The following is a 23,475-nucleotide window of genomic DNA, read 5'->3' on the forward strand; positions in this document are numbered from 1 at the left end:
ACAGATCAGAGCAGCAGGCTCACCGCCACAAGCACCAGCGCGGCGGCGGCACCGGCCGCCATATCATCTGCCATGACACCCCAGCCGTCGCTCAGGGTTTCCAGTCGGCGGATAGGCCAGGGTTTGAGAATATCAAAAAAGCGGAAAAGTACAAAGACTGCCAGCAGCATGGGCCAGCTGACCGCAAACCACATGCCGGCAAAGAACACACCGGCAATCTCGTCGATCACTACACAGGAGGGGTCCTTGCGACCATAGAGTTCCTGGGCGCGATGGCACACCAGCACTCCGCCATAAAACAGCAGCGCGGCAATGAGCAGCTTGCTCCACAGGGGAAAATCTGCCACCAGCCACAACAGCGCTATGCCGGGCAGGGTTCCCCAGGTGCCAGGGGCAAAGGGTATCTTGCCGAAATAGAGTCCAGTGGCAATAAAATCAAGAGGAATACGCTGAGCCGCTCTCATGTGCGCTTCCCGGCGGCCATGGCCTGGTCCGCTCTGCGGGTGGCGCTCATCAGGAGCTCCCCCAGCAGGCGATTGCCTTCATCCAGATCAGCATACTGATCTGGATAGAGGGGTTTTTCCACCACAAAGTGCATGCGGCCAAAGGGCAGGGGAAAGACAAAGGAGTCCCAGCTGGAGAGAATTTTCACTGGCCTACAGCTATAGGAAACTGCCAGTACAGCTGTACCTGTGGCCTTGGCGGCACCGACCGCACCTGGTTTGACTACCAGAGGTGGGCCCTTGGGGCCATCGGGGGTGATGGCAACGTCATGCCCCTGGCGAAGTTTCCCGATGACCTGTCGCAGCGCTGCAATTGCGCCACGGGTGGAGGAACCACGTACGGCATCATGACCGAAGTAACGCAGTATCCGGCCAAATATTTCCGCATCTTTATGCTGGCTGAGCAAAGCATAGATATTGCCGCGACCATAAAGCCAGAGCGGCGCAACAAGTCGACCATGCCAGGAGGCTATTGTGTAGGGTTTGGGGTCATCTTCCACCGCCTGCAGGATCTCCCGCCCTTCATAGGTCTTACGGCAGGTCAGGAAGCAGATTTTCAGATACATCTGGGCGATAAAGGGCAGGATCCGGAACAGGAGCAGAGATTTCATCAGGAGACGATATCAAGCAGTGTCCCTATCATTTCGTCCTGGGAGCGGATCACTCCGGTATTGGCGCTGACAGAGTACTGGTTTACGGAGCTGTTGACGATCTCGCGGGTGATATCGGTGTTGGATCCTTCCACAAGGCCCGCCATGGCAATGGCGTCGGCACTGAAGGACACCGTGTCCGCCGGAAATTCGCTGGGCCGGAAAGGACCGTGGCTCTTGTCGATGCTGACGCCGGTGGGGCGCACTCCTCCAGAGACACCTTCTGCAGTATCCACCCGCTGGGACTTGAAGCCATCGGTGTTGACATTGGCCACATTGTGGGCCGATGCGGATTGTCGAAAGCCATAGGTTTTTATGGCGGAAGCGGCATTATAGAATGCATCTACCATGGGGCTGACTCCTTACATCCTGTTCCGGGATCCTTCCCGTTCTTTCCTATCGGCAAAGAAGCGTCACTTCTGAAGTTCTTTTAAACGTCGATACTGCTGCTGAATCACCGGTGTGGCAAAAAAATCGGGATCATCCCGCTCTATGCGCTCAAGCCGCGTCTTCGCTGCGGTAATTTTTTTCGTCCGCAGGTAAAAATCGAGAATATACGCCTCGTGTTCGGCAATAATTTCAAAGGCCTGCTGCTCCATTACCTGAACCTCACCGGTGCGTGGCGAACTCTGATATTCGCGGTAGAAGCGGTGGGCCAGAGAGTACGCCTTGCGGGCTGGATTCACATCGCGATCAATGGTGCGAATCTGCTCCATGTACATTTCCATCAGGCGGATCATGGTATCGTCGGCAGCGGAATGGTCGGGAAAGCGCAGCAGATAGTGTTCATACTCAATGGACGCGTCCAGCCACTCGCCTTCCTTCTCGTAGGTGTGGGCGATATAGAGCATGATCCGGGCGACGGCTTCTGAATTATCCGCCAGGTTCATCACACCACGGTACTCCTGGCGCGCCTCATCGTACTGCCCGCGTTCTGCCAGCCGGTGGGCGGTTTCCAGATCCGGAACGCGGTCGGGATCCGCTTTCTTGGCGCATCCGGCGCTCAAAATGAGAAGTGCCAGCAGAAGAAGTATATATCTATGCATGAATATCCTTTGCCTCTGAGAATTGTATCGCTTCCCGCCATCGGCTTATGCGACGGCGATTACCAGTTTCAGGCAAAAATACTACCTGAGAAGCGGTCCTTTGTAAATGTGGTTTTGCGCTGATTTTGTTTCCCGGGGCGAATTCCCCCCCCACGACTCAGCTCCAGTGCTCTGCCTTGAGGTCGCGGTTCATGAGATCGCGAATTCCCTGACAGACGTCCTTATCCTCAAAGAGAATGCGGTAAACTTCCGCTGTTATGGGCATATCAACACCCTTCTGCAGTGCCAGCTCATGGGTTGACTGGCAGGTCTGAACGCCCTCAGCCACCATGTTCATACCCGCCGTGATATCGCCAAGGGTTTCCCCCCTGGCCAGCCGCTCTCCCACAGTGCGATTGCGACTGAGGCCACCGGTACAGGTGAGCACCAGATCGCCCACTCCGGCAAGGCCGCTGGCAGTCTGACTGTGGCCTCCGCACTTGACCACCAGGCGGGTGATTTCGGCCAGACCACGGGTAATCAGGGCGGCAGTGGCGTTGTGGCCAAGCCCGAGGCCATGGCAGATACCGCTGGCAATGGCGATGACGTTTTTCACGGCGGCGCAGATCTCCACGCCCATGACATCCTTGGTGGTATAGGCACGGAAGGACGTGTTACTGAAAATATCCTGCAGGCCGCTTCCGGTGCGAGTCTTCGGACTGGCAATGGTCACTGCCGTCGGCACCCCCTGCACCACCTCGCGGGCAAAGGAAGGCCCCGAAAGCGTGGATACGTTGGCGTGGGGCCCCAGGATATCGGCAAAAATCTGGTGGGGCAGAAGCAGGGTCTCGTTTTCGATGCCCTTGCTGGCATTGACGATGGGCGTGCCAAGTTCCAGGTACGATCCGATATCCTGGAGCAGCCGGCGGGACTTCTGCACAGGCACCGCCCACAGGTAGAGCTCATAGGGACTGAACAGCCGCCCGTAGTCCGTGGTGGCTTCCATGGCATGCAGTTCCATGTCCGGCAGGTAAAGACTGTTGCGGCGCGAGCCGTTGATCTCCTCTGCCACTTCCTCCTCACGGGCAAATATCAATACTTCCCGACCAGTGGAAGCGAGGTGATGGGCCAGGGCGGTGCCCCAGCTGCCGGCACCGATGACCGCGCATTTCATTGTATTTCCTCCTGTATGGTGCTCAGTACAGCCGGCGAGTGCACACAGTCGGCCACCGCATCGGCGTTCCTGCTGCTCAGGGGCAGCAGGTGCCCGGCAATATCCCGGATAATTTCATCTATATCTCCCATCAGGGAGTGATCGCCCGCTTCATAGAGCTTCAGGGTTGCGAGGGGTTGCTCGGATGCCATGGCGACCGACTGTTCAAAACTGACCGTCTCATCACGTTTGCCGTGTATCAGCAGAAAGGGCAACCGTGTCCGCAGCCGATAGGGCATATAGCTTTCCACATCTTCCAGAAATGCAGTTCCCAGTTGAATGGTGTCATTGACCCCGTAATGGTAGAACAGGGCGAACCCTTTCTCCTTCCACACCTGCAGTCCATCTGCCCCCATGCCCTCCAGCCGGTTGGCGTAAAAATCAAAAGAGCCCGCCAGGGTCGTCAGGGATGCCACCGCCGGCGAAGCTCCTTGCTCGCAGTAGCGGGCAAGCACCATGGCGCCAAGGGACGAGCCGATCAGGTGAATGCGCTCATAGGCTCCCGCCAGGGTATCCACGATGCGTCGAAGCTGATCCACCATCTTCGGCACCGTGAGGTGAAAGAAGCGATCCGCCTGCATATCGTCAAAGGTGAAGCGCAAAAAAGAGTAGCCACGCTGGAAAAGTGCGTCCTCAATGGCACACGCCTTGGCCGAGAGCATGGATGATCCGAAACCATGAAGATAGACCACAATGTGTTGAGGATTGTTGTGGCGCAGACTCCAGTGGCGGGGAAGCTCAGAAATACTGAGGGTTGCTGCCATTTTTCTCTCCCTTGTCTTTGGCGTCAGCTTCCGGTGTGCCCGGAATATCCACATCCTGGTGGGTGAAGTGGCGTATGGAGGCGGGAACTTTCTTCGTGGGAATAGGCGGGTTGCCACTGCCGGGGCGGGAGCGGGTATCCAGCTCAGCGTCAGGAGCTTTCTCAGGCTTCTCTTTGGGAACCTGAACTTCCTTCTTGTCCTCTGGGTATTCGATGCGCTGGTGATAGATTCCCGTCAGGGTCTTGGTGAAGCTGGCAGCAATCATGCCGATATCCTTCAGGGTCAACTCACACTCATCCAGCTGCCCATCCACGAAGATATTATTGATGATCTTCTGCACCAGGTTCTGAATGCGCGTATGCGATGGCTCCGAAAGGGCCCGGGTCGCGGCCTCGCAGCTGTCTCCCAGCATAACCAGTGCGGCGGCGCGGGTCTGTGGTTTGGGGCCGGCATAGCGGAATTTCTCGTCATCAACCTTCTCGCCACCCTCCAGCGCTTTCTTGTAGAAGTACTGGATGAGCGTCCGGCCATGGTGCTGCTGAATAATCTCCCGTATGGATTTGGGCAAACTGTACTCTTCGGCCAGCTCCATGCCGTGTTTGACGTGGTTGGTGATTACCAGGCTGGACATGGCGGGCGACAGGGTATCGTGGCGGTTGATCCCCCGCTGATTCTCAATGAAGTACTCGGGCTTCTTCATCTTTCCGATATCGTGATAGTAAGCCCCTACCCTTGCCAGCAGGGGATTGACGCCAATTTCTTCGGCCGCTGCCTCAACCAGGCTGCCCACGATGATGCTGTGGTGATAGGTACCGGGCGCCCGCAGAATCAGCTGCTTCAGCAGAGGATGTCCCATATTGCTCAGTTCCAGCAGCCGCAGGTCACTGGTGACATGGAATCCCGACTCAAAGATGGGCAGCAGGCCCATCACCAGCAGCATGGATATCTGCCCGGAGATAAAGACAAAGGCAAAGGCCCAGAGGGCGCCCCAGGAAAAGAGATCGCCGTTGAAGAGCAGGATGGAGACCATGACCAAAGCGCCTGCGGCACTGGACCACAGGGCGGCGAAGGTCAGATCCATGCGGTTGCGGAACGAGAAACTGCTGTAGGCCGCCACAAGCCCGCTGACGAAGGTATAGAGGGCGAAGCTGATATCGTGACCCACCATCACGCCACAGATGATGGAAAAGACCGTGGTGTAGATCATGGCGATGTGCAGATCCAGCAGGATCGCCACCAGCATGGCCCCGGCCGCGATAGGCACAGCGTAGATCAGGTAGTCATAACTCACGTAGGGCAGGTTGAAGGAGAGCCCGGCAGCAATAATGGAGAACAGCTTCACCAGGGCAATGGAGCCAAGCAGGATCGTGAAGAAAATATAGAGGCGGTCACTGCTGTTGAAAATCTTCTTGCGCGCCTTTTCGAAATATTTCCAGGGAATCAGAATCAGAATACTGGCCATGATCAGGGTGGCCATAAAGGAGAACCAGTGCTCCAGGGGGCTTTTAACCCGTAACAGGGTATTCAGTTTCTGACGGGTCATGGCGTCGACAATTTCGCCTTCCCGCACGATCATCTCACCCTGGCGCACCACAATGTAGACTGGCTTGACCTGCTGGGAGAGCTCCTCACGCCGGGTGATGGTTGCCCGCTCGTTGAAAGTGATATCGGGGGAGAGGTTGGCCATGGTGAACATGACCACGGCAGACTCCTGACAGTGCTGATCGATGACCGCGGCCACCTCGGAGGGAGTGCGGGGAGGGCGCTCGGGTACAATACGCTGAACACCGCCGGTGCTGATATCCCGCACAAAGGCGTTGTCAAAGACATGGGAGCGGCTCCCGGGCAAGTAAACTCCCTGGCCGTAGGCCGTGCCGACACACTGCTTGATGCGCTGCTCCAAAGCTTCCGAGAACTGACGTTCCTGAAAGTGTGCCAACACCTCCGGCTGCAGATGAAAGCGCCCCAGCATCGCCTCAAGCTCTTTGACTTCACCGGAGCCTTCCGGCGCCGAAGCAGCGCGCCGCGCTGCCTGAAAAGTCTCTTCGATGGCAATGACAAAGCTGCGCTCCACTGAGCGGTCATGGTCGAAGAGCAGCCCGGCGTGTTCATGGGCCTCCCGCCGTTTCTGTATGGTGGCGGCTTCGTCAATGACCAGCAGTTCCCGATCAGATTTGATATTGCGACTGGCAATATCTCCGACCTCATAAATATCTCCGGTGAACCGTTCTTCGGGGATGGCAAAAAAGGCGACCAGAACCACGGTGACCATGGCGATCACCTTGACCCCCAGAGGCTGATTGATGGTGTGGGCCAGAAAGTACTGGTGCCAGCGACCGATGAGATTGCTCATTGCTTGTTTCCTGATTCATAGTGCTCGTAAGCCTGAACGATAGCGCTGACCAGCGGATGGCGCACCACGTCGGCATTGGAAAAAAAGGTCATGCCCACTTCGGGAATGTGGCGCAGGATATCGATGGCCTGCTGCAGGCCCTGGGAGACACCAGCGGGAAGGTCCGTCTGCGTAGGATCGCCGTTGATCGCCATGGTCGAACCGTTGCCGAGGCGGGTAAGAAACATCTTCATCTGGGACGGCGTGGCATTCTGCGCTTCGTCCAGGAGAATAAAGGCACTGGAAAGGGTACGGCCACGCATGAAGGCGATGGGCGCAACTTCGATGGTTTTTTTCTCCATCAGCTTCTCCACTTTCTCGACACCGAGAAAGTCGTGCAGGGCATCGTAAATCGGTCGCAGGTAAGGATCGACTTTTTCCTCAAGGTCGCCGGGTAGAAAACCCAGCTTTTCGCCGGCTTCAACAGCGGGCCGGGTGATGATGATCCTGTCGACCACGCCGCGCTGAAGGCGTTCCACGGCGCAGGCAACCGCCATATAGGTCTTGCCGGTTCCCGCAGGGCCAATGCCGAACGTCAGCTCCCGCTCCTGCAGGTTGCGCACGTAGGACTGCTGGGAAGCGTTGCGGGGCCGCACAAATTTGCGACCGGCACGCACGACATCCCCGTCGGCATCACTGCGAAAACTGGGGATTTCACGGGGCACAAAGGTTTCCCCGTGACGCACGCGCTGATTCACCTGCTGCAGAAGCTCCACCGCCTGCTCCACCTGCCGGTCAGAGCCGCCACGAACGAGGAGCCGGTTCCCACTGCCGGAGATTGTGACATCACAGACACGCTCCACCTCGCGAAGGTTTCCGTCACCTATGCCCATAACCTGGGCCAGGGTATCAACATCAAGCTCTATTTCCTGTGTATGCAACTATGTACTCCAGAATTGCGGTTTTGCGATCTGCCACCGATTCTTCAGCAGCCTGTCGGAAATATATCACACTTTGCCGCGGCAGATGCAAGGGAAGAGGGGAGATTGCAGCCGAAGGCGCACGGGAAAAGCATCTGCACACTGGCCACACTGGCCCCACCCTCCCCTGGCGGGTCGGCGGACAAACCTGCGGCAACGACATCGCAAAAGCCCGCACCAGTGCTTGTTTCCACGAAAATTCCCGGTTGACTGAAATACTCCATGCGCTATACTTGCAGAAAATTTCTGCGGAGTCACCTGTCATGAAAATACAACAAGTGGAAGTCCTGCACATTGCCCGACTCTCCAGGCTCTCCCTGAGTGAGGCCGAAGTGGAACAATACGGCGAGGATCTCAACAGCATCCTGGGCTACATGGATGCCCTCAACGCCCTGAACACCGATGACATCCCCCCCACTTCCCACGCCGTCACCAATGGAACCGTCATGCGCGATGACGCGGTACTTCCCTCCCTGCCCCTTGAGCTGGTCATGGCCAATGCGCCGGATCACGACATGGATCACTTCCGGGTTCCACCGGTTATCGAGTAGGCCGTCGCACATTCTGCCTCAACACTCTCTTCGCCAGGAGCATTCATGCCGCTGCATAAAACACTGACCCAACTGCAACACGCCCTCGCCACTTCGGAGATCACCAGCCAGCAACTGGTGGAAGCCTGCCTGGAAAACATCCGCACCAAAGATGATCAGCTTCAGGTTTTCAACCAGGTCAATGAACAGGCCCTGGCAGAAGCCACCAGCGCCGACAAACGCCGCAGCCTGGGCGAAAAACTGCCCCTGCTGGGCATTCCCATTGCCGTCAAGGACAACATCAACGTCAAGGGCCTTGCCACCACCTGCTCATCGCGCATGCTCGCCAACTATACCGCCATCTATGACGCCACCGTGGCCACCCGCCTGCGCGAAGCCGGCGCCATCGTCATCGGCAAGGCCTCCATGGACGAATTCGCCATGGGCTCTTCAAACCAGACCGCCTTCCAGAAGCAGACCCGCAACCCCTGGGATCCTACCCGCGTTCCGGGCGGCTCCTCCGGTGGCAGCGCCGCTGCCGTCGCCGCGCGCATGGCCCCCGCCGCCCTGGGAAGCGACACCGGCGGTTCCATCCGCCAGCCGGCAGCCTTCTGCGGCGTCGTTGGACTGAAGCCAACCTATGGCACCGTCTCCCGCTTCGGCCTGGTGGCCTTTGCCTCCAGCCTCGACCAGATCGGTCCCATCACCCACAGCGTAGCGGACGCTGCGCTGATGCTGAACGTCATCGCCGGACACGACCACAACGACTCCACCAGCCTCGCCTTCGACAAGCCCGACTACACCTCCTGCGTGGGCAAAGATATCGCCGGGCTGCGCGTTGGACTGCCCCGTGAGTATTTCATCGAAGGCCTGAATCCGACCATCCGTCGCCAGGTCATGGCCGGGGTCGAAGCGCTCAAGGAGCAGGGAGCCATTGTCAAGGAGATATCCCTGCCCCATACCGACTACGCGGTGGCCACCTATTACATCATCGCCACTGCCGAAGCCAGCTCCAACCTGGCTCGCTACGATGGCGTACGCTATACCCATCGCAGCGAAGGAGCAACGGATCTGATCGACATGTACACCACGACCCGCAGCCAGGGCTTCGGCCCCGAGGTGAAACGGCGCATCATGCTGGGAACCTATGTGCTCTCCAGCGGCTACTACGACGCCTATTACCGCAAGGCCCAGAAGGTGCGCACCCTGATCGCCCGCGATTTCCAGCAGGCTTTCAGCGATGTGGATGTCATCGTCACGCCAACCACACCAAGCACCGCTTTTGCCTGCGGAGAGAAAAATACCAGCCCCCTGGACATGTACCTGGAGGACATCTTCACCCTCTCCTGCAACCTGGCAGGTATCCCCGGCATGAGCATCCCCTGCGGGCTGGATGAAAAGGGACTGCCCATCGGACTGCAGCTTTATGGCCGGCACTTCGGTGAAGGTGACCTGATCCGCGCCGGATCTGCCATTGAACATTCCATCGGATTTCAGGGTCTCAGCTGAGCGCGTCAGCCTCCTGAGGCTCCACAAAGGAGCTCCATGCACATACTGCTGGTCGATGACTCCAGGACCATAATCGCCATTATCGAGGAGATGGTCAGCGAACTCGGTGAACCCACGGTGTTTCACGGGCACCTGGATCCCCTTGAGGCGCTTCAGTGGTGCCAGAACCATGACGTGGATCTGCTGCTGGTGGATTACATGATGCCCGCTATGAATGGCCTGGAGTTCCTGCGCCATTTTCGCCAGCTGCCTGCCAAGGAGCAGATTCCCGCACTGATGATTACGGCCAATCTCGACCCGCAGGTGCGCTATGAAGCGCTGCAGGACGGCGTAAACGACTTCCTCAACAAGCCCCTGGATGAGATAGAGTTCAAGGCCCGCATCCGCAACATGCTGCAGCTGCGACGCCACCAGATATTCATGGCCGATCAGCAGGAGAAGGAGATCCGACGTGAGCGCGAACGTCTGCGGGTTGCACAGCGGGTCGCCCAGCTTGGAAGCTGGGAGATGGATGCCTCCAGCGGTGACATCTGGCTCAGCGCCGAACACGGTCACCTTCTGGGACACTGCGACTGCCAGAGCAGTGGCTGCTCCATGCCCCTGAACGATTACATTGATCGCTACGTAGACCCCCTTGACCAGAGCATGGTCCGCGAAACCTGCCGCAACGCCCTGAGCCAGCTCTCCTGCCAGAGCCTCTCCAGCCTATCCTTTGAGTTCCGCGTCAACACGGCCAATGATACCAGGCGTACTTTCTGGCTCTATGCCACACCAATGGAGCAGCAGGAAGGCGAAAACCTCACCCGCCTCTTCGGCATTGTCCAGGACATCAGCCAGCGCAAAGAACGCGAATCCCAGCTGCGCAAACTCTCCCTGGCAGTGGAGCAGAGTGCCAGCACGGTGATGATCACCGACACCGATGGTAACATTGAATATGTCAACCCCCGCTTCACCGAGGCCACTGGGTATACCTTTGCCGAAGTGCAGGGCAAAAATCCACGACTGCTCAAACCTGAGGGCGTGTGCAGCAGCCACTACAAAGCCCTGTGGGAGAACATCACCGCCGGCCGTCAGTGGCTTGGCGAGCTGCGCAACCGCTGCAAAGACGGCAGCTGTTACTGGCAGCTGGCCTCGATTTTCCCTCTGCTGGACGATAATGGAACCATAACCCACTATGTTGGCATCGGCGAAGATATCACTGCCCAGAAGTCCCTGGAGGAAAGCCTGCGTGCCCTGAACCGCGACCTGGAGGAAAAGGTTCAGGAAGAGACCCGGAAGCGCCTGCAGCAACAGGCACTGCTCCTGCAGGAGTCCCGGGTTCTGGCCATGGGGGAAATGATCGGCGCCATTGCCCACCACTGGCGACAGCCCCTGAATACCGTCGGCCTGATGGTTCAGAAGATGCAGATCGACTACGAGTCCAGCGAACTCAGCTCCGAAACCATGGCAAGATTCGTACGGGAGACCATGATGACCCTCCAGACCATGTCGCGGGTCATTGATGAGTTTCGCGATATTTTTGAACCCGACTGCTCCCTGGAGCAGTTCTCACTTGAAAGCACTCTGTCAAGCGCCCTGAAAGTGGTTCGGGCCCAGATGGACAACAACCACATTCAGGTGGGCGTGGACAAACCCTCCCAGGACATCTGGATCAGAGGTTATCCCAAAGAGTTTCAGCAGGTGCTGCTGAGTGTGCTTGGGAACGCCAAGGATGCCATTGTCCTCTCAGGAGCCACCAGGGGTCGCATCCACATCCAGGTAAACCTGCAGAATCAGCAGGTGGTGCTGTCGATCCACGATAATGGTGGCGGCATTAACCCCGCCATCATGGACAGAATTTTTGAGCCCTACTTCACCACCAAGGAGCGGGGACGTGGCAGCGGTATCATTACCGGTACCGGCATCGGCCTGTTCATGTCAAAAATGATCATCGAAGAGAAAATGCAGGGAAAACTCAGCGCATCCAACATCGACGGCGGCGCCTGTTTTGAGATTGTCCTTCCCCTACCGACACCACCTCGCGAGGAGCACACATGAGCAATCTGGTACGCTTTGGCATCTCCCTGGATCGTGACCTGCTGGAAACCTTTGACGAACGCATCCGCAAGAAAAAATACACCAATCGATCCGAAGCGATCCGGGATCTCATCCGCGAAGACCTGCTGCGCCAGGACTGGCGGGAAGGTGAAACCGTAGCCGCCGCCATCACCATGGTGTACGATCACCACCAGCGAGGCCTGGTCGCCAGCCTCATGGACATTCAGCACGACTACCACCACGCCATCATCTCCAGCCAGCATGTTCACCTCGACCACCACAACTGCCTGGAAATTATCGTCGCCAAAGGCACCGCGGAAGTTCTGGAAGAGCTCCATGGACGCCTGAAAGCGCAAAAGGGCGTTTTCCACGTGGGGCTGGCCATCGCTTCTGCCATGGACGACGAAGGCGAGCATCACCACTGACCACAGCCCTTGCCCTGTTTGCCCTGCGGGGGAATGGGCGGCTCTCGCTTCGGTTCTGCAATACAGCAAGCTTTGCGTAAGATCCTGCCTTGCTCTTTTCCCCTTCACTTTCGTGTTTTTGATGCGTTTTGTGGTCTTCGCTCTTCCTGCATTGTCTTGGACTCTTGCACGGCCTGCCTGTTGCGCCTACCGTCAGCAGCCGCTCAGACAATATTGCGGTGGCGGCTGTAAAGAAAGACAAAGAGTCCCAGGAAGACGCCGTTGGCGATAAACGGTGCGATGTAGGGAGAGATGGCATCGCCTTTGCCGAGGGTCATGGCCAGTGAATCCACTATGAAGTACACCATGGCCACCAGCAGGCCCACGGTCACCGAAAAGATCTTGCCCGACTTGCGTTCGCCCGTGACGCCCAGGGGTATGGCCACCAGGCTCAGGACAATGATGGCCAGTGAGTAGGAGACCCGCCGCAGCAATTCTGAGACATAGAGATGGGAGGGGTGACCGGCTTCGCGCAGGATGGCAATATCGCTGGCCAGCTCACGGGAGCTGTACTCCTCCAGGGGCTTGATGGATGCCTTGGTGCTCTCCATGATACCGGTAAACTCAACCTGATGCTCCGGCAGGCGGCTCACCTGCTGGGTCATGAAGTTGCGTATCACCACACCCTCCAGATGAATGCGCCCCTCCTGCAGGCTGCCGTGGTCGGCACTGACATACTCCTGAATCATCCCTTCCCGCACCGTGTAAATCTCCACCCCCAGCAGCAGGTTGTTCTCCATGTTAAAACGGCGGATGCGCGCAAAACTCGTTCCGTCATAGTTGCGTACCCACAGGTTCCCGGCAATGATCGCCGAGGGAGGTCTCTGCTGGCGCGCTTCGTACTTCTGCAGGGCGTCCACTTCCGGCTTGATATGCTGGAAGACCTGTTCGCCCAGCAGAAAATGCGCGCCAGCAGCGCAGGAGACAAAGACGAGAACCGGCAGTGAGATTTTCTTCAGGGAAATCCCTGCCGAAAGCATGATTTTCATCTCGTTATTCACGCCAATGGTGGTGATATACATGACCGTGGCAATCAGCATGATTGCCGGCGTGAGGTGATACAGGCCTATCAGCAGCGTCGCCCCCACGTAGTAAGCAATCTGCAGGCTTGAAAGGTGCGCAAAATCATCAAGGTTACCGATGATATCCACCACACCGTACAGAGCCACCAGCACCGCCATGGCCAGAAAGATGATGTGCAGGTACTGGCGGAAGGTATAGAGAAGCAGGGTCACAGGATATTCCTCCGGAAACGGAAATAGACGAAAACGGTAACGGCTGCCATGACCCCCGGGCCGATCCACTCTACCTGCTGGGGCGCGATCAGGCCGGCATCCATACTGTGTACGCCAATGGCCCGGATAAGGTAAAAGGCCAGCACCACCATGAGGCTGGTCAGTACGCTGGCTCCCTTGCCGGAGCGCCCTCCGCGTGCTCCCAGCATGAACCCGAGGACACCGAACAGCAGGGTGGACACTGAGAGCGCGTAGCGTTTGTGTATTTCCAGGATGGCTTTGGAACCCTTGAGCTGGCGCAGCTGCTCCACCGACATCATGGAGTAGCTCAGGCGCAGCGAGTCCACTGCGGTTTCCAGTGGAATTTCGTGTACGGCGAAGCGAGTGAAACTCTGGCCCTGACGCGCATCGACAATGGTACCATCGCGCAGCAGCAGCACCATGGACTCATCCCCCTGCACCAGCGAGCCACTGCGGGCACTGAGCACCAGGTCGCCCTGGGCAACCATGACGTCGTGGAATCCCTCACGGCCAAGGTGATAATAGAAGAGTGTCGTGTCCCCCAGCTTGTTAAAGACACCGGGCAGAATCACGCGGTAGGAGACATTCTCCGCCATATCCGCATAGACATGCTGAATCTGTTTGGAGGCCAGAGGGGCCAGAACAAAGCTGTTGGCTATGGCGATTCCGGTGATGACGGTCGAGGCGAAGAGGATCACCTTCATGATGCCAAAAGGGGAGATGCCCGCTGAATAGAGAATCACCATCTCATTGGAGCGGTTCAGGGCCGAGGAGAGGGCCATGGCGGCGATCAGTGCGCTGACCGGAATGGTAATAAAAGCAGTGGAAGGCAGGGAGAGAAGAGTCAGCTGCGCCAGGCTCATCAGGCTGATACCCTTTTCCAGGGTGGAGCTTCCCATACGGATAAGGGAGTTGGAAGCCATGATCAGGGAGAGCGAGGCCAGAGCGGCAAAAAAGTAAAAAAAACACTCCCGCAGGAGGTAACGCTGCCAGGTGGAAAGCATAGGGTTCAGTATGTCCTGTGTCGGGATTTCCGTGTTCCGGTCAAAGGATATTTGCGTTGCCCGAAACCGCGCCTTATGTAAAAATAGAGAAAAACCGAGCAAATGAGAAGGAAAATCTATGCGCTATATCACCGCCGGCGAATCCCATGGTCGCGGCCTCTTTGCCATCGTGGAGAATTTCCCCGCAGGGCTTTCCATCGACGCCGAATATATCAACACGGACCTCAGAAGACGCCAGATGGGATACGGGCGCGGTGGTCGCATGAAAATCGAAACCGATGCCGTGGAGTTTCTCAGTGGCGTCCGCTGGGGAAAAACCTTCGGATCTCCCATTACCATGGCTGTCTGGAACCGTGACAACAAGAACTGGCAATCCATGATGTCTCCACTGGCCTCCGAAGAGAACCCCGAAGCCAGAGTACGCCATCCGCGCCCTGGCCACGCCGATCTTGGTGGCTGCCTCAAGCGCAACATGCACGACGTACGCAATATCCTGGAGCGCTCCAGTGCCCGTGAAACCGCCATCCGGGTTGCCCTGGGCGGACTGTGCCGCAGACTGCTGGAACACTTCGGCGTCAGCATCCAGAGCCATGTATGCTCCATCGGCGCCATTGAGTCACAGGTGAAGGCCACGGATATCGACGACCTCACCAGCATCAGCGCCCGCGCCGATCAGAGCATCGTTCGCTTCCTCCACACCTCCCAGGATGACGAAGCCCGCGAATACATCGACACCATCCGCCGCCAGGGCAACACCCTGGGTGGCGTCATCGAAATCATTGTCACCGGAGTGGTTCCCGGCCTGGGCGACTATGCCTCCTATGGCGACAAGCTGGATGGACGCATCGGACAGGCCCTGCTGGGCATGCAGGCCATCAAGGGCGTGGAAATCGGCATCGGCTTCGAGGCAGCCCGCCGTCCGGGCTCGGAAGTCCATGACGAAATTTTTTTCGATCAACAGCAGCACCGCTTCTATCGCGGCACCAATCGCGCCGGGGGCATTGAAGGGGGGATGAGTAACGGAATGCCCATGGTCATCCGCGTGGCCAAAAAACCCATTCCCACCCTCTATACGCCCCTGAAAAGCGTTGACATTGACACAAAAGAGCCCTACGAAGCTACCATTGAACGTTCTGACACCACGGCAGTGCCGGCGGCTTCTGTCATCACCGAAGCGATCTGCGCCACCGTCATTGCCCAGGCGTATATGGAAAAATTCGGCCACGACAGCCTGGAGGAGATGCTGCGCAACTTCCACGGCTACCAGGAACAGCTTCGCCACTTTTAGCAGACAACAGACGAGGGCTTTTGAGGCCTGCCAGAGGAGCATTGATGCAGCGACATATCATTCTCAGCGGCTTTATGGGTTCGGGCAAGAGCACCGTGGGACGTATCCTCTCGCGCAGACTTTCCCTGCCATTTCATGACGTTGATGATGTGATCGAAAAGCAAACGGGCATGAAAATCATGGACATTTTCAGCCAGCACTCCGAAGCCTACTTCCGTGAGCTGGAGACCCGCGTACTCCGGGATATCCTGGCCACGCCTCCCTCGGTAATCGCCACGGGAGGAGGGACGCTGATGGAACCGGAAAACCTCACCCTCTCCAAGCAGCAGGGCGTGCTCTTCTACCTCAGCGCTTCCGCAAAAACCCTCCATGAACGGGTACGTCACTCCCAGCACCGCCCGCTGGTGAAAAAGCACTCCTCCCTTGAAGCGTTCGCCCGCCTGCTGGAAGCCCGCATCCCCTTCTACAAGAAGTGCGACTACATCATTGATGCCGACAACATGAGCCCCGATGAAGTGGCCACCTACATCCAGGAGATACTGACCCCATGAAGCAGATCACGCTGCAGGTCCCCATCGGCGCCACTGCGGCCACCTCCTATCCCATTCGCATTGATGACCGATTCTGTCTGCCCGAGGGCATCGGCAAGCGCCGCACCTACATCATCACGCAGCCACGGATACTGGAGCTCTGGGGCAATCAGCTGCTTGAACACAGCGGTCTGCAGCCCACAGCCACCTACTGTATGGGCGACGGCGAAGAGCACAAATCCCTGGACACCTTCGCAGCCATCCAGGAGTGGCTGCTGGAAAACGGTGCCAATCGCTCATCGCTGCTTATCGCCTTCGGCGGCGGTGTGGTGGGCGATATGACCGGCTTTGTGGCAGCCACCTTCATGCGTGGCATCGACTTCATCCAGATACCCACAACGCTGCTCAGTCAGGTGGACTCCAGTGTCGGCGGCAAAACCGGTGTCAACCTGACAAGGGGAAAGAACATGGTAGGGGCCTTCCACCAGCCCGTCCATGTCGCTATCAACACCGACACTCTCACCACCCTCGACAGCCGCAACTACGCTGCCGGCATAGCCGAAGTGATCAAGTACGGCTTCGCCATGGATGCAGAACTCTTTGACACCCTGTGCCGCCAGCGAGCTGCCCTGAAGGCACGCGATCCGGAAGTGCTCTCAGAAATCATCCGTCACTGCTGCCTCATAAAATCCCACATCGTCTCACAGGATGAACGGGAATCTGGCCTGCGGGCGGTTCTCAACTTTGGCCATACCATCGGCCATATTGTGGAAAAGTGGGGCAAATATCAAAGCCATCTCCACGGCGAAGCCGTCGCCATCGGCATGGTGGCCGCCGCCCGCCTGTCGGAGCAACTCCTTGGGCTTGACCCCGAAAGCACCCGTCGTCTGGTGGAACTGCTGGACTTTTTTGACCTGCCCGTATCACTGCCCTTGCCTTTTGATATTATAAATCAGTACATTGGTTCCGATAAGAAAAGCACCGACACCGCAATACGGTTTGTTCTCGTGCCCGCCACCGGGCAATGGGAATTCGTGGACATCCCTCTGCCCTTCGCCCTCCAGGAGTACATCAGTGAGTGAAAAGCCAAAAAAAAAGCAGCTGGAAGAAAAGGTAAGAATTCTCACCAAGGCTCTCTCCAAAGATCCCAAGTCGCGGCTCTTTGTGCCCCTGGCGGTCGCGTACCTTGACCTGGAAAGGCCGAAGGAAGCGGAAGAAGTCTGCCGCGAAGGCATCAACCACTATCGGGACTACTACCAGGCCTATACCGTCCTGGCCCTGTCACTGATTCGGCAGAACCGTAACGAAGAGGCAAAAAAGGCTTTACAGGAGACAGTGGGACACACCCGCGGCAATATCAAGGCCACCCGGCTGCTCTCTTCGCTCTACGAAGAAGAAGGCGACTACGACCAGGCCATTGAGTGCCTGCAGCAGATTTTACCGTACTGCACCGCTGAAGAGCGCACAAAACTTGAAGATAAAATTCGTCTGATGAAGACCAACCGGGAACAGCAGAAAAACGCTGCTGCCGAAGCGGAGGCGGAAGCCGACGACGTCCTGGACTTCCTGGAGTCAGATGACGAGCCCGGCGCCGGGGAACCCGCAGACGAAGATTCCGCGGCAGAAACAGCCCAGGCATTCAACGAAGAGACTCCGGAAGAAGCGCCCGCCTACAGCGCTGACGAGGCTTCCCGGGAGGAATATGAAAACCTCGGCGACCAGATCACCGATGCGGAACTGGAGCGACAGGAACGCGAAGCCGAGGCAGAGGGCAACACCATCGTCCTCGAAGATGAGGACAGTGACTTCTCATCGGCCTTTGGCGCAGACGCCCTCATGGGCGACATGGATGCCCCCGTGGAAGACGAGGAGGAGACCGACGAAGACCTCGAGGATATCCTGGGCGATCTGGACAGCGATTCCGTCCAGCCAACCCTGCCCACGGAGCCAGTCGAAGTCGAAGTCCCCGAGCCCGCTGAACCCACCGGCAGCCTGGAAGAGGAGCTGAGCGCCCTGGACACGGAAGAAATCAGCGCGACTGAAAGCCCTGACGATGAACCTGAAAGCTTTGAACTGGACGAAGAGGTGCCCCTCACAGGTGACGACTTCGACGTTGAGGGAGAAGATCTTGAGGATATTCTCTCCCTGCAGCCTGAACAGGAGGCAGTGGAGGAGCACCAGCCTGACATACCTGCATCTGAGCCAGAGCCGGAACCCGAGTCCATGGCACCCCACAGCAGCATGCCGATTCCACCGGCCACTCCCCCCGCTGAAGGCGTTGAAAAGTATCTGGGCATTCCCGACGACATCTGGAACAGTTCCCTGGAAGAAGTTGCCCGGGATATGGATGATATTATCGACCTGGGACGGGAAGTCCTCGATGTCAAGGATATTCGGGCCGATGAGCAGCTCTACAAGGAGTACGCCCAATCACTGGGTCTCGACGAGGAAACAGACACTCAGCAGGCCAGGCAGCACGGCGAGCATATCACCATCGATGGTGTTGACTACATGCCCACGGCTACCCTGGCGCGGGTTTTTGAAGGGCAGGGCTTTCCCGAGAAGGCGCTGCAGGTCTACCGCCACATGGATGCCGATCAGTACGCCGAGGAAATTGCCGCCCTGGAACAGCTGATCGCCAGAAATGAGAATGACCTCAAGCGCTACGACCTGCATCGCTCCATGGAAGCCATCCAGGCTTTCCGAAAAAAACTGCAGGTGCTGGAACAGGAAGGAAAGTGACCATGCATATCGCCGTGATCCATGGCCCGAATCTGAATATGCTCGGAATCCGTGAGCCGCAGACCTACGGAACCATGACCATCGCCGACATCAACGCCATGATCGCCACCAAAGCCAGCGAGCTCGGCATCAGTACCCAGTGCTTCCAGAGCAACCACGAAGGGGAGCTGATCGATTTCATTCACCGCCAGCATGGCACCGCTGACGCCATTATCATCAATCCCGGCGGGCTGACCCACACCTCTGTCGCGTTGCGGGACGCCCTGCTCAGCGTCAGCATTCCCTATGTGGAAGTCCACCTCTCCAACGTCTACAGCCGGGAGCCCTTCCGCCACCACTCCTACCTCAGCGACAAGGCCAAAGCCGTCATCAGTGGAGCTGGCCATCGCGGCTACCTCTACGCCCTGGACGCTCTTTCAGCGACACAGAGCAGCTGAACGGCACCTCAACACTGCCACCCTTACACTGCCAGAGGTACTCCCGGGTATTTTACACAGTGTGCCGACGCAGTGGCTCGTAGAAAACATTACGCTCCAGCGCCACATAACCGGCGCTGCTGATGGTATGCACCAGCTCCTCCAGGCTCATGCGGAAGGAGACGCCCGCACTCTTGACCACATTCTCCTCCAGCATCAGGCTGCCGAAGTCATTGGCCCCGAAGCGCAGGGCCACCTGGGCCACCTTGGCACCCTGGGTCACCCAGCTCACCTGCAGATTGTCAAAATTATCAAGGTAAATACGGCACAGAGCCAGCACCCGAAGGTAGTCATAGCTGGTCAGTTTCCTGAGGCTGGCCCCCTGGGTACGGGCCAGCTCGGTGTGATCCGGCTGATATGTCCATGGAATAAAAGCGGTGAAACCACCCGTCTCATCCTGGGCTTCCCGCAACATATCCAGGTGCTCGACCAACTCCTCGGGGCTCTCGCCGGCACCGAACATCATGGTGGCGGTGGTACGCAGCCCCTCGCGGTGAGCCTCTTTCATGATATCAATCCACTGCCTGCCGCGTATCTTGTTGGGAGAGATGCGCTGGCGCACGCGATCGGCCAGAATTTCCGCACCACCACCGGGAATGGAACCAAGGCCGGCGCCAATCAGGCGCCGCAGGCACTCCCGCACACTGAGAGCGCTGAGGGAGGCAATATGGTGGATTTCGGGAGCGCCAAAGGCATGGATATTGACTTCGGGGAAGTCCTCCTTGATCTGCCGCAGCATCAGTTCATAATCTTCGATGGTCTTCGAGGGATGCAGCCCTCCCTGCAGCAGGATCTGCCGCCCCCCCACCTCGACCGTCTGGCGGATCTTCTCCCGGAAGGCTTCACGGTCAAGCCAGTAGGCATCCGCGCTGTCCTCATCGCGGTAGAAGGCGCAGAAGGTGCACTTGCAGGTGCAGATATTGGAGTAGTTGATATTGCGGTCGATGATAAAGGTCACGACGCCGGGATCGGTCTTGCGGTTGCGCAGACTGTTGGCGACGGCTCCCAGCTTCAGCAGATCGCCATGCTGGAGAAGCTCCAGGGCCTCAGTGCGGCTGACGCGCTGTCCATTCAATACGTTGGCATATATGGCATCCAGTGACATGGGGAATTCCTCGGAGTAATGTTCCGGCGAAGCGCCGACGCTTATGCTACTGGGAATACGTCGGGAATTCAAGCCAATGACTGCCACTGGTGCTTTTTCATCAACATTTCTTGACACGGCAACGCGAATCATTGTATGCAGCACCTGTGAAACCTCAGTAACAAGGAGCGCACTATGTCTGAAACCATTTGCCACTGCATGGACGTTGATCGTGATACCATCGTCGAAGCCATCAAGAGCCAGAGCCTGAGCACTGTTGAAGATGTCCAGGAAGCCACATCGGCCGGAACAGGCTGCGGAGGCTGCATTCCTGAAATCGAAGCCATTCTGGATGAAATCAACGGCTAAACATGTACAGGTCGGCAAGGCTGGTTTATTATAAACCAGCCTTTTTTTTATTGTTTCCTCTGGCAGGTGAGTGGTGGATCTGACACGCAAACTGGAAGTTCTCAGTAACTCGGCGAAGTATGACGCCTCCTGCTCATCCAGTGGCAGCTCGCGGCAGTCACCCCGCCATGGCACCGGCGCCGCCGTGCCCAGCGGCGTCTGCCACTCCTGGAGTGCCGATGGGCGCTGCGTTTCCCTGCTCAAGGTTCTCTACACCAATCTGTGCATCTACGACTGCGCCTACTGCCTGAGCCGTCGCAGCAACGACATTGAGCGCGCCTCCTTTACCCCCAATGAGCTGGCCCGCCTCACCATGGATTTCTACCGCCGCAACTTTATCGAGGGCCTCTTCCTCAGTTCGGCGGTTGCCGTCAGCCCCGATCACACTATGGAGCGCATGCTGCGTGTCCTGGAACTGCTGCGCTGGCGACACCACTTCGGAGGCTACATCCACCTCAAACTCATCCCCGGAGCCAGTGAGACCCTGATACAGAAGGCCTCACTGCTGGCCGACCGCCTCAGCTCCAATATCGAACTGCCCAGCAGCGGAAGCCTGGCCCGCCTGGCTCCCCAGAAAGACAAGGCACGACTTCTCGCTCCCATGCGTCAGGTGAAACAGCTGGTTCAGCAGGGGCAGGACGAAGCCCGACACCTGCGCCATGCCCCCCGGCACCACCGCGCCGGCATGACCACCCAGATGATCGTAGGTGCCAGCGATGACTCCGACCACACCATTCTGACCCTTTCCGAAAACCTCTATGACTCCATGGGCCTCAAGCGGGTTTACTACTCCGCCTATGTGCCACTCAACCAGGACAGCCTCCTGCCTCCCCTCACCCAGGAGCCACCCCTGCTGCGTGAACACCGCCTCTATCAGGCCGACTGGCTGCTGCGCTTCTACGGGTTCCGCGCGGCTGAACTCCTCTCCAGGGACCTCCCCAATCTGGACACCCGCTTTGATCCTAAACTCTTCTGGGCTCTGCATCACCTGGAATCCTTTCCACTGCATGTGGAGAGCGCCAGCTACGAGGAGCTGCTGCGAGTGCCGGGAATCGGCGTGCGCGGCGCCAGACAGCTGGTAACCGCCCGACGACAGTGCCGGCTGCGCGAGGAGGATTTAAAGAAGCTGGGGATTGTGATGAAGCGCGCGCGCTTCTTCCTCTGCCTTGGCGGGCGTTACCTGGGAAACAGTGCCGACCTGACCCGCGAATCCCTGCTGGAAAGTCTGCTGAGCCGGAAACAGCAGCGCACACGGGCAAAGTTCGCCGGCGCTCCAGCCCTCTTTGATGAACCGGATCTGTTCGACCCGTCCACGGACATTCGCCTCAGCGCCCTGAGTGGTGAGCTGTGAATATACTGCAGTATGATGGCACCTTTGAAGGGCTGCTGAGTATAGTGGCTGCGAGTATGGAAGAAAGCGATGCGCCCGACGCCATTGAGGCCCGACGCCCCTGGCAGGCAGAAGCTGCGCCCGTGCTTTTCGGTGAAGTACGGTACGTGGAAACCGATGATGAACGAGCGCAAAACCTCATCGGACAGCTGCGCCTGCAGCCGGACGGTTTGCTGCGCTCCATCGGCTGCGCCTTTCTCAGCGAAGATGATGGTATAGAACTGAGCATACTGCGCCTGATCCGACAGTGCCTCTTCCAGGCAAAGGCGCCAGCTCACCGGCTGCGAGACCCCGACCTGGCCGCCATCGAAGAGAGCGCCCGCCGTACCATACGCGAGCGCCACCGCATGCTGGGGCTGGTACGCTTTCAAAAACTCAGGAATGGAATCTTCTGGAGCCGGATCAGGCCGCGTCACAACATCCTGCCCCTGCTGGGGGAGCACTTTCGAAGGCGCATGGGTAATGACGAATGGGTAATTACCGATCAGCAGCGCACCAGCGCGCTGTGGTTTCAGCAGGGCAGGCTGGAGTATGCTCCGCTCACGGAGCTGGAGCACCTTCCGCAGATGCACCGTGAAGAGGAATTCATTCAGGATCTGTGGCGTCGATACTTCGACCAGATAGCCATCGCCGAACGGGCCAACCCCAGCCTGCAGCGCTCCTTCCTGCCCCGGCGTTACCGCAGCGCCCTCGTGGAGCTGGGATTCACGTGACCGTCTGGCCAGTGTTCTCGTCAAACCATCTGCTACCACACCATGGGAAGTTCCATTTCAAAAAGAGATGCCTTGTCCCTTTTGAGCAGCAGTAAGTCCCCCAAAATGCTCACGGAAAAGTCCGGGATTACTCGCTGGTGAACTTCAGGGTCAGCACCGGGCAGGTGGCCTTGCGCACGACTTTTTCCGTCACGCTGCCGATAAGGATGCTGTCCAGGCCACTGTAGCCGTGGGAAGCCATGATGATCAGATCTATATGCTTCTTTTTGGCGTACTCGCAGATAGCCAGGTAGGGATTGCCCTCTTCCACCACGGTCTTGATGGTGACAGGGGACTGGTCGTACTTCTGGACCACTTCCCTGAGGTTTTTCTCCACCTGCTGGTGCACGGAGTCCACGATGTTCTCCAGATCCAGCACGTTCATATAGGTATTGGTATAGAAGGAGCCATTGACGACGCTGAGGACCGTCAGTTCGGCGCCGTACTTCTGGGCCATCTCCACTGCGTAGTCCAGTGCCTGCAGGGAAAAGTCACTCATGTCCACGGGGGCGAGAATGCGCTTGAAATCTACCATGGG

The 23,475-nt window shown here is 57.9% G+C and carries 24 protein-coding genes; 12 read left to right on the plus strand and 12 right to left on the minus strand.

Annotated elements, in window-relative coordinates; translation table 11 throughout:
• Window positions 1-5: 5 nt before the first annotated feature.
• The 8 genes from SELIN_RS09380 to SELIN_RS09415 all read right to left on the minus strand — a co-directional run bounded on the left by SELIN_RS09380 (window position 6) and on the right by SELIN_RS09415 (window position 7,428).
• Entirely contained in the window at window positions 6-464 is a 459-nt protein-coding gene (locus tag SELIN_RS09380) for a phosphatidylglycerophosphatase A family protein (RefSeq protein WP_013506425.1), read from the minus strand.
• Window positions 461-1,114 carry a lysophospholipid acyltransferase family protein gene (locus tag SELIN_RS14110; RefSeq protein WP_013506426.1) on the minus strand — a complete coding sequence of 218 codons (654 nt, stop codon included), beginning with the start codon at window positions 1,112-1,114 and terminating at the stop codon, window positions 461-463. The genes SELIN_RS09380 and SELIN_RS14110 overlap by 4 nt, the downstream gene beginning before the upstream one ends.
• The gene (locus SELIN_RS09390; RefSeq protein ID WP_013506427.1) at window positions 1,114-1,503 is read right to left on the minus strand and encodes a flagellar basal body rod C-terminal domain-containing protein; all 390 of its coding nucleotides are present in this window, start codon (window positions 1,501-1,503) and stop codon (window positions 1,114-1,116) included. Before SELIN_RS09390 ends, SELIN_RS14110 begins: the two co-directional genes overlap by 1 nt.
• A gap of 63 nt (window positions 1,504-1,566) precedes the next feature.
• Window positions 1,567-2,199, minus strand: coding sequence for an outer membrane protein assembly factor BamD (locus SELIN_RS09395; RefSeq protein ID WP_013506428.1), 633 nt, complete (start codon window positions 2,197-2,199; stop codon window positions 1,567-1,569).
• Between the two features lie 157 nt (window positions 2,200-2,356).
• Window positions 2,357-3,352, minus strand: a complete 996-nt coding sequence (locus SELIN_RS09400) for an NAD(P)H-dependent glycerol-3-phosphate dehydrogenase (RefSeq protein ID WP_013506429.1) — start codon at window positions 3,350-3,352, stop codon at window positions 2,357-2,359.
• Entirely contained in the window at window positions 3,349-4,155 is an 807-nt protein-coding gene (locus SELIN_RS09405; RefSeq protein ID WP_013506430.1) for an alpha/beta hydrolase, read from the minus strand. Before SELIN_RS09405 ends, SELIN_RS09400 begins: the two co-directional genes overlap by 4 nt.
• Entirely contained in the window at window positions 4,130-6,508 is a 2,379-nt protein-coding gene (locus SELIN_RS14115) for an HD family phosphohydrolase (RefSeq protein WP_013506431.1), read from the minus strand. Before SELIN_RS14115 ends, SELIN_RS09405 begins: the two co-directional genes overlap by 26 nt.
• Complete coding sequence (locus tag SELIN_RS09415) at window positions 6,505-7,428, minus strand: PhoH family protein (RefSeq protein WP_013506432.1); 924 nt, start codon at window positions 7,426-7,428, stop codon at window positions 6,505-6,507. Before SELIN_RS09415 ends, SELIN_RS14115 begins: the two co-directional genes overlap by 4 nt.
• A 302-nt stretch (window positions 7,429-7,730) precedes the next feature.
• Between SELIN_RS09415 and gatC the strand changes: the two genes are divergently transcribed.
• From gatC to nikR, 4 genes are read left to right on the plus strand one after another with little or no spacing between them, the layout of a single operon-like run.
• Window positions 7,731-8,018, plus strand: a complete 288-nt coding sequence (gatC, locus tag SELIN_RS09420; protein WP_013506433.1) for an Asp-tRNA(Asn)/Glu-tRNA(Gln) amidotransferase subunit GatC — start codon at window positions 7,731-7,733, stop codon at window positions 8,016-8,018.
• 45 nt (window positions 8,019-8,063) lie between these two features.
• Window positions 8,064-9,506: an Asp-tRNA(Asn)/Glu-tRNA(Gln) amidotransferase subunit GatA gene (gene gatA / locus SELIN_RS09425; RefSeq protein ID WP_013506434.1), complete on the plus strand. Its 1,443-nt coding sequence runs from the start codon at window positions 8,064-8,066 to the stop codon at window positions 9,504-9,506.
• Between the two features lie 36 nt (window positions 9,507-9,542).
• A complete protein-coding gene (locus tag SELIN_RS09430) occupies window positions 9,543-11,543 on the plus strand; it encodes a PAS domain S-box protein (RefSeq protein ID WP_013506435.1) in 2,001 nt (666 codons plus the stop codon).
• Entirely contained in the window at window positions 11,540-11,968 is a 429-nt protein-coding gene (gene nikR, locus SELIN_RS09435) for a nickel-responsive transcriptional regulator NikR (RefSeq protein ID WP_013506436.1), read from the plus strand. Before SELIN_RS09430 ends, nikR begins: the two co-directional genes overlap by 4 nt.
• A 203-nt stretch (window positions 11,969-12,171) precedes the next feature.
• Here the strand turns inward: nikR and SELIN_RS09440 are convergent, their stop codons facing one another.
• Window positions 12,172-13,242 carry an LptF/LptG family permease gene (locus SELIN_RS09440; RefSeq protein WP_013506437.1) on the minus strand — a complete coding sequence of 357 codons (1,071 nt, stop codon included), beginning with the start codon at window positions 13,240-13,242 and terminating at the stop codon, window positions 12,172-12,174.
• Window positions 13,239-14,267 carry an LptF/LptG family permease gene (locus SELIN_RS09445; protein WP_013506438.1) on the minus strand — a complete coding sequence of 343 codons (1,029 nt, stop codon included), beginning with the start codon at window positions 14,265-14,267 and terminating at the stop codon, window positions 13,239-13,241. The genes SELIN_RS09440 and SELIN_RS09445 overlap by 4 nt, the downstream gene beginning before the upstream one ends.
• Window positions 14,268-14,385: 118 nt before the next feature.
• On the opposite strand from SELIN_RS09445, the gene aroC reads away from it, so the two are divergent.
• The 5 genes from aroC to aroQ are packed head-to-tail and all read left to right on the plus strand — an operon-like array spanning window position 14,386 to window position 19,264.
• The gene (gene aroC / locus SELIN_RS09450; RefSeq protein ID WP_013506439.1) at window positions 14,386-15,555 is read left to right on the plus strand and encodes a chorismate synthase; all 1,170 of its coding nucleotides are present in this window, start codon (window positions 14,386-14,388) and stop codon (window positions 15,553-15,555) included.
• A gap of 44 nt (window positions 15,556-15,599) precedes the next feature.
• Window positions 15,600-16,106: a shikimate kinase gene (locus SELIN_RS09455; protein ID WP_013506440.1), complete on the plus strand. Its 507-nt coding sequence runs from the start codon at window positions 15,600-15,602 to the stop codon at window positions 16,104-16,106.
• Complete coding sequence (gene aroB, locus SELIN_RS09460) at window positions 16,103-17,167, plus strand: 3-dehydroquinate synthase (RefSeq protein WP_013506441.1); 1,065 nt, start codon at window positions 16,103-16,105, stop codon at window positions 17,165-17,167. The genes SELIN_RS09455 and aroB overlap by 4 nt, the downstream gene beginning before the upstream one ends.
• A complete protein-coding gene (locus SELIN_RS09465) occupies window positions 17,160-18,827 on the plus strand; it encodes a tetratricopeptide repeat protein (protein WP_013506442.1) in 1,668 nt (555 codons plus the stop codon). Before aroB ends, SELIN_RS09465 begins: the two co-directional genes overlap by 8 nt.
• A 2-nt stretch (window positions 18,828-18,829) precedes the next feature.
• The gene (gene aroQ, locus SELIN_RS09470; RefSeq protein ID WP_013506443.1) at window positions 18,830-19,264 is read left to right on the plus strand and encodes a type II 3-dehydroquinate dehydratase; all 435 of its coding nucleotides are present in this window, start codon (window positions 18,830-18,832) and stop codon (window positions 19,262-19,264) included.
• A gap of 52 nt (window positions 19,265-19,316) precedes the next feature.
• Here aroQ and mqnC read toward each other — a convergent pair whose 3' ends face one another.
• Window positions 19,317-20,408, minus strand: a complete 1,092-nt coding sequence (gene mqnC, locus SELIN_RS09475) for a cyclic dehypoxanthinyl futalosine synthase (protein ID WP_013506444.1) — start codon at window positions 20,406-20,408, stop codon at window positions 19,317-19,319.
• 174 nt (window positions 20,409-20,582) lie between these two features.
• Here mqnC and SELIN_RS09480 point away from each other — a divergent pair, with 174 nt between their 5' ends.
• The 3 genes from SELIN_RS09480 (at window position 20,583) to SELIN_RS09490 (ending at window position 22,898) form a co-directional block, all read left to right on the plus strand.
• Window positions 20,583-20,756 (plus strand): (2Fe-2S)-binding protein, encoded by a 174-nt coding sequence (locus SELIN_RS09480; RefSeq protein ID WP_013506445.1) that lies wholly within the window; start codon window positions 20,583-20,585, stop codon window positions 20,754-20,756.
• A 73-nt stretch (window positions 20,757-20,829) separates the two neighbouring features.
• Entirely contained in the window at window positions 20,830-22,146 is a 1,317-nt protein-coding gene (locus SELIN_RS09485; protein WP_013506446.1) for a putative DNA modification/repair radical SAM protein, read from the plus strand.
• The gene (locus SELIN_RS09490; RefSeq protein WP_013506447.1) at window positions 22,143-22,898 is read left to right on the plus strand and encodes a TIGR03915 family putative DNA repair protein; all 756 of its coding nucleotides are present in this window, start codon (window positions 22,143-22,145) and stop codon (window positions 22,896-22,898) included. Before SELIN_RS09485 ends, SELIN_RS09490 begins: the two co-directional genes overlap by 4 nt.
• A gap of 127 nt (window positions 22,899-23,025) precedes the next feature.
• On the opposite strand, the gene SELIN_RS09495 is transcribed toward SELIN_RS09490, so the two are convergent.
• A complete protein-coding gene (locus tag SELIN_RS09495; RefSeq protein ID WP_013506448.1) occupies window positions 23,026-23,472 on the minus strand; it encodes a universal stress protein in 447 nt (148 codons plus the stop codon).
• Between the last annotated feature and the right edge of the window lie 3 nt (window positions 23,473-23,475).

The sequence above is a fragment of the Desulfurispirillum indicum S5 genome (genome assembly GCF_000177635.2).
In the GTDB taxonomy this organism is placed as follows: Bacteria; Chrysiogenota; Chrysiogenetes; order Chrysiogenales; family Chrysiogenaceae; genus Desulfurispirillum; species Desulfurispirillum indicum.

Coding starts and splice junctions, on each gene's coding strand:
- SELIN_RS09380 (WP_013506425.1), bottom strand. CDS start 464: ATGAGAGCGGCTCAGCGTATTCCTCTTGATTTTATTGCCACTGGACTC.
- SELIN_RS14110 (WP_013506426.1), bottom strand. CDS start 1,114: ATGAAATCTCTGCTCCTGTTCCGGATCCTGCCCTTTATCGCCCAGATG.
- SELIN_RS09390 (WP_013506427.1), bottom strand. CDS start 1,503: ATGGTAGATGCATTCTATAATGCCGCTTCCGCCATAAAAACCTATGGC.
- SELIN_RS09395 (WP_013506428.1), bottom strand. CDS start 2,199: ATGCATAGATATATACTTCTTCTGCTGGCACTTCTCATTTTGAGCGCC.
- SELIN_RS09400 (WP_013506429.1), bottom strand. CDS start 3,352: ATGAAATGCGCGGTCATCGGTGCCGGCAGCTGGGGCACCGCCCTGGCC.
- SELIN_RS09405 (WP_013506430.1), bottom strand. CDS start 4,155: ATGGCAGCAACCCTCAGTATTTCTGAGCTTCCCCGCCACTGGAGTCTG.
- SELIN_RS14115 (WP_013506431.1), bottom strand. CDS start 6,508: ATGAGCAATCTCATCGGTCGCTGGCACCAGTACTTTCTGGCCCACACC.
- gatC (WP_013506433.1), top strand. CDS start 7,731: ATGAAAATACAACAAGTGGAAGTCCTGCACATTGCCCGACTCTCCAGG.
- gatA (WP_013506434.1), top strand. CDS start 8,064: ATGCCGCTGCATAAAACACTGACCCAACTGCAACACGCCCTCGCCACT.
- SELIN_RS09430 (WP_013506435.1), top strand. CDS start 9,543: ATGCACATACTGCTGGTCGATGACTCCAGGACCATAATCGCCATTATC.
- nikR (WP_013506436.1), top strand. CDS start 11,540: ATGAGCAATCTGGTACGCTTTGGCATCTCCCTGGATCGTGACCTGCTG.
- SELIN_RS09445 (WP_013506438.1), bottom strand. CDS start 14,267: ATGCTTTCCACCTGGCAGCGTTACCTCCTGCGGGAGTGTTTTTTTTAC.
- aroC (WP_013506439.1), top strand. CDS start 14,386: ATGCGCTATATCACCGCCGGCGAATCCCATGGTCGCGGCCTCTTTGCC.
- SELIN_RS09455 (WP_013506440.1), top strand. CDS start 15,600: ATGCAGCGACATATCATTCTCAGCGGCTTTATGGGTTCGGGCAAGAGC.
- aroB (WP_013506441.1), top strand. CDS start 16,103: ATGAAGCAGATCACGCTGCAGGTCCCCATCGGCGCCACTGCGGCCACC.
- aroQ (WP_013506443.1), top strand. CDS start 18,830: ATGCATATCGCCGTGATCCATGGCCCGAATCTGAATATGCTCGGAATC.
- mqnC (WP_013506444.1), bottom strand. CDS start 20,408: ATGTCACTGGATGCCATATATGCCAACGTATTGAATGGACAGCGCGTC.
- SELIN_RS09480 (WP_013506445.1), top strand. CDS start 20,583: ATGTCTGAAACCATTTGCCACTGCATGGACGTTGATCGTGATACCATC.
- SELIN_RS09495 (WP_013506448.1), bottom strand. CDS start 23,472: ATGGTAGATTTCAAGCGCATTCTCGCCCCCGTGGACATGAGTGACTTT.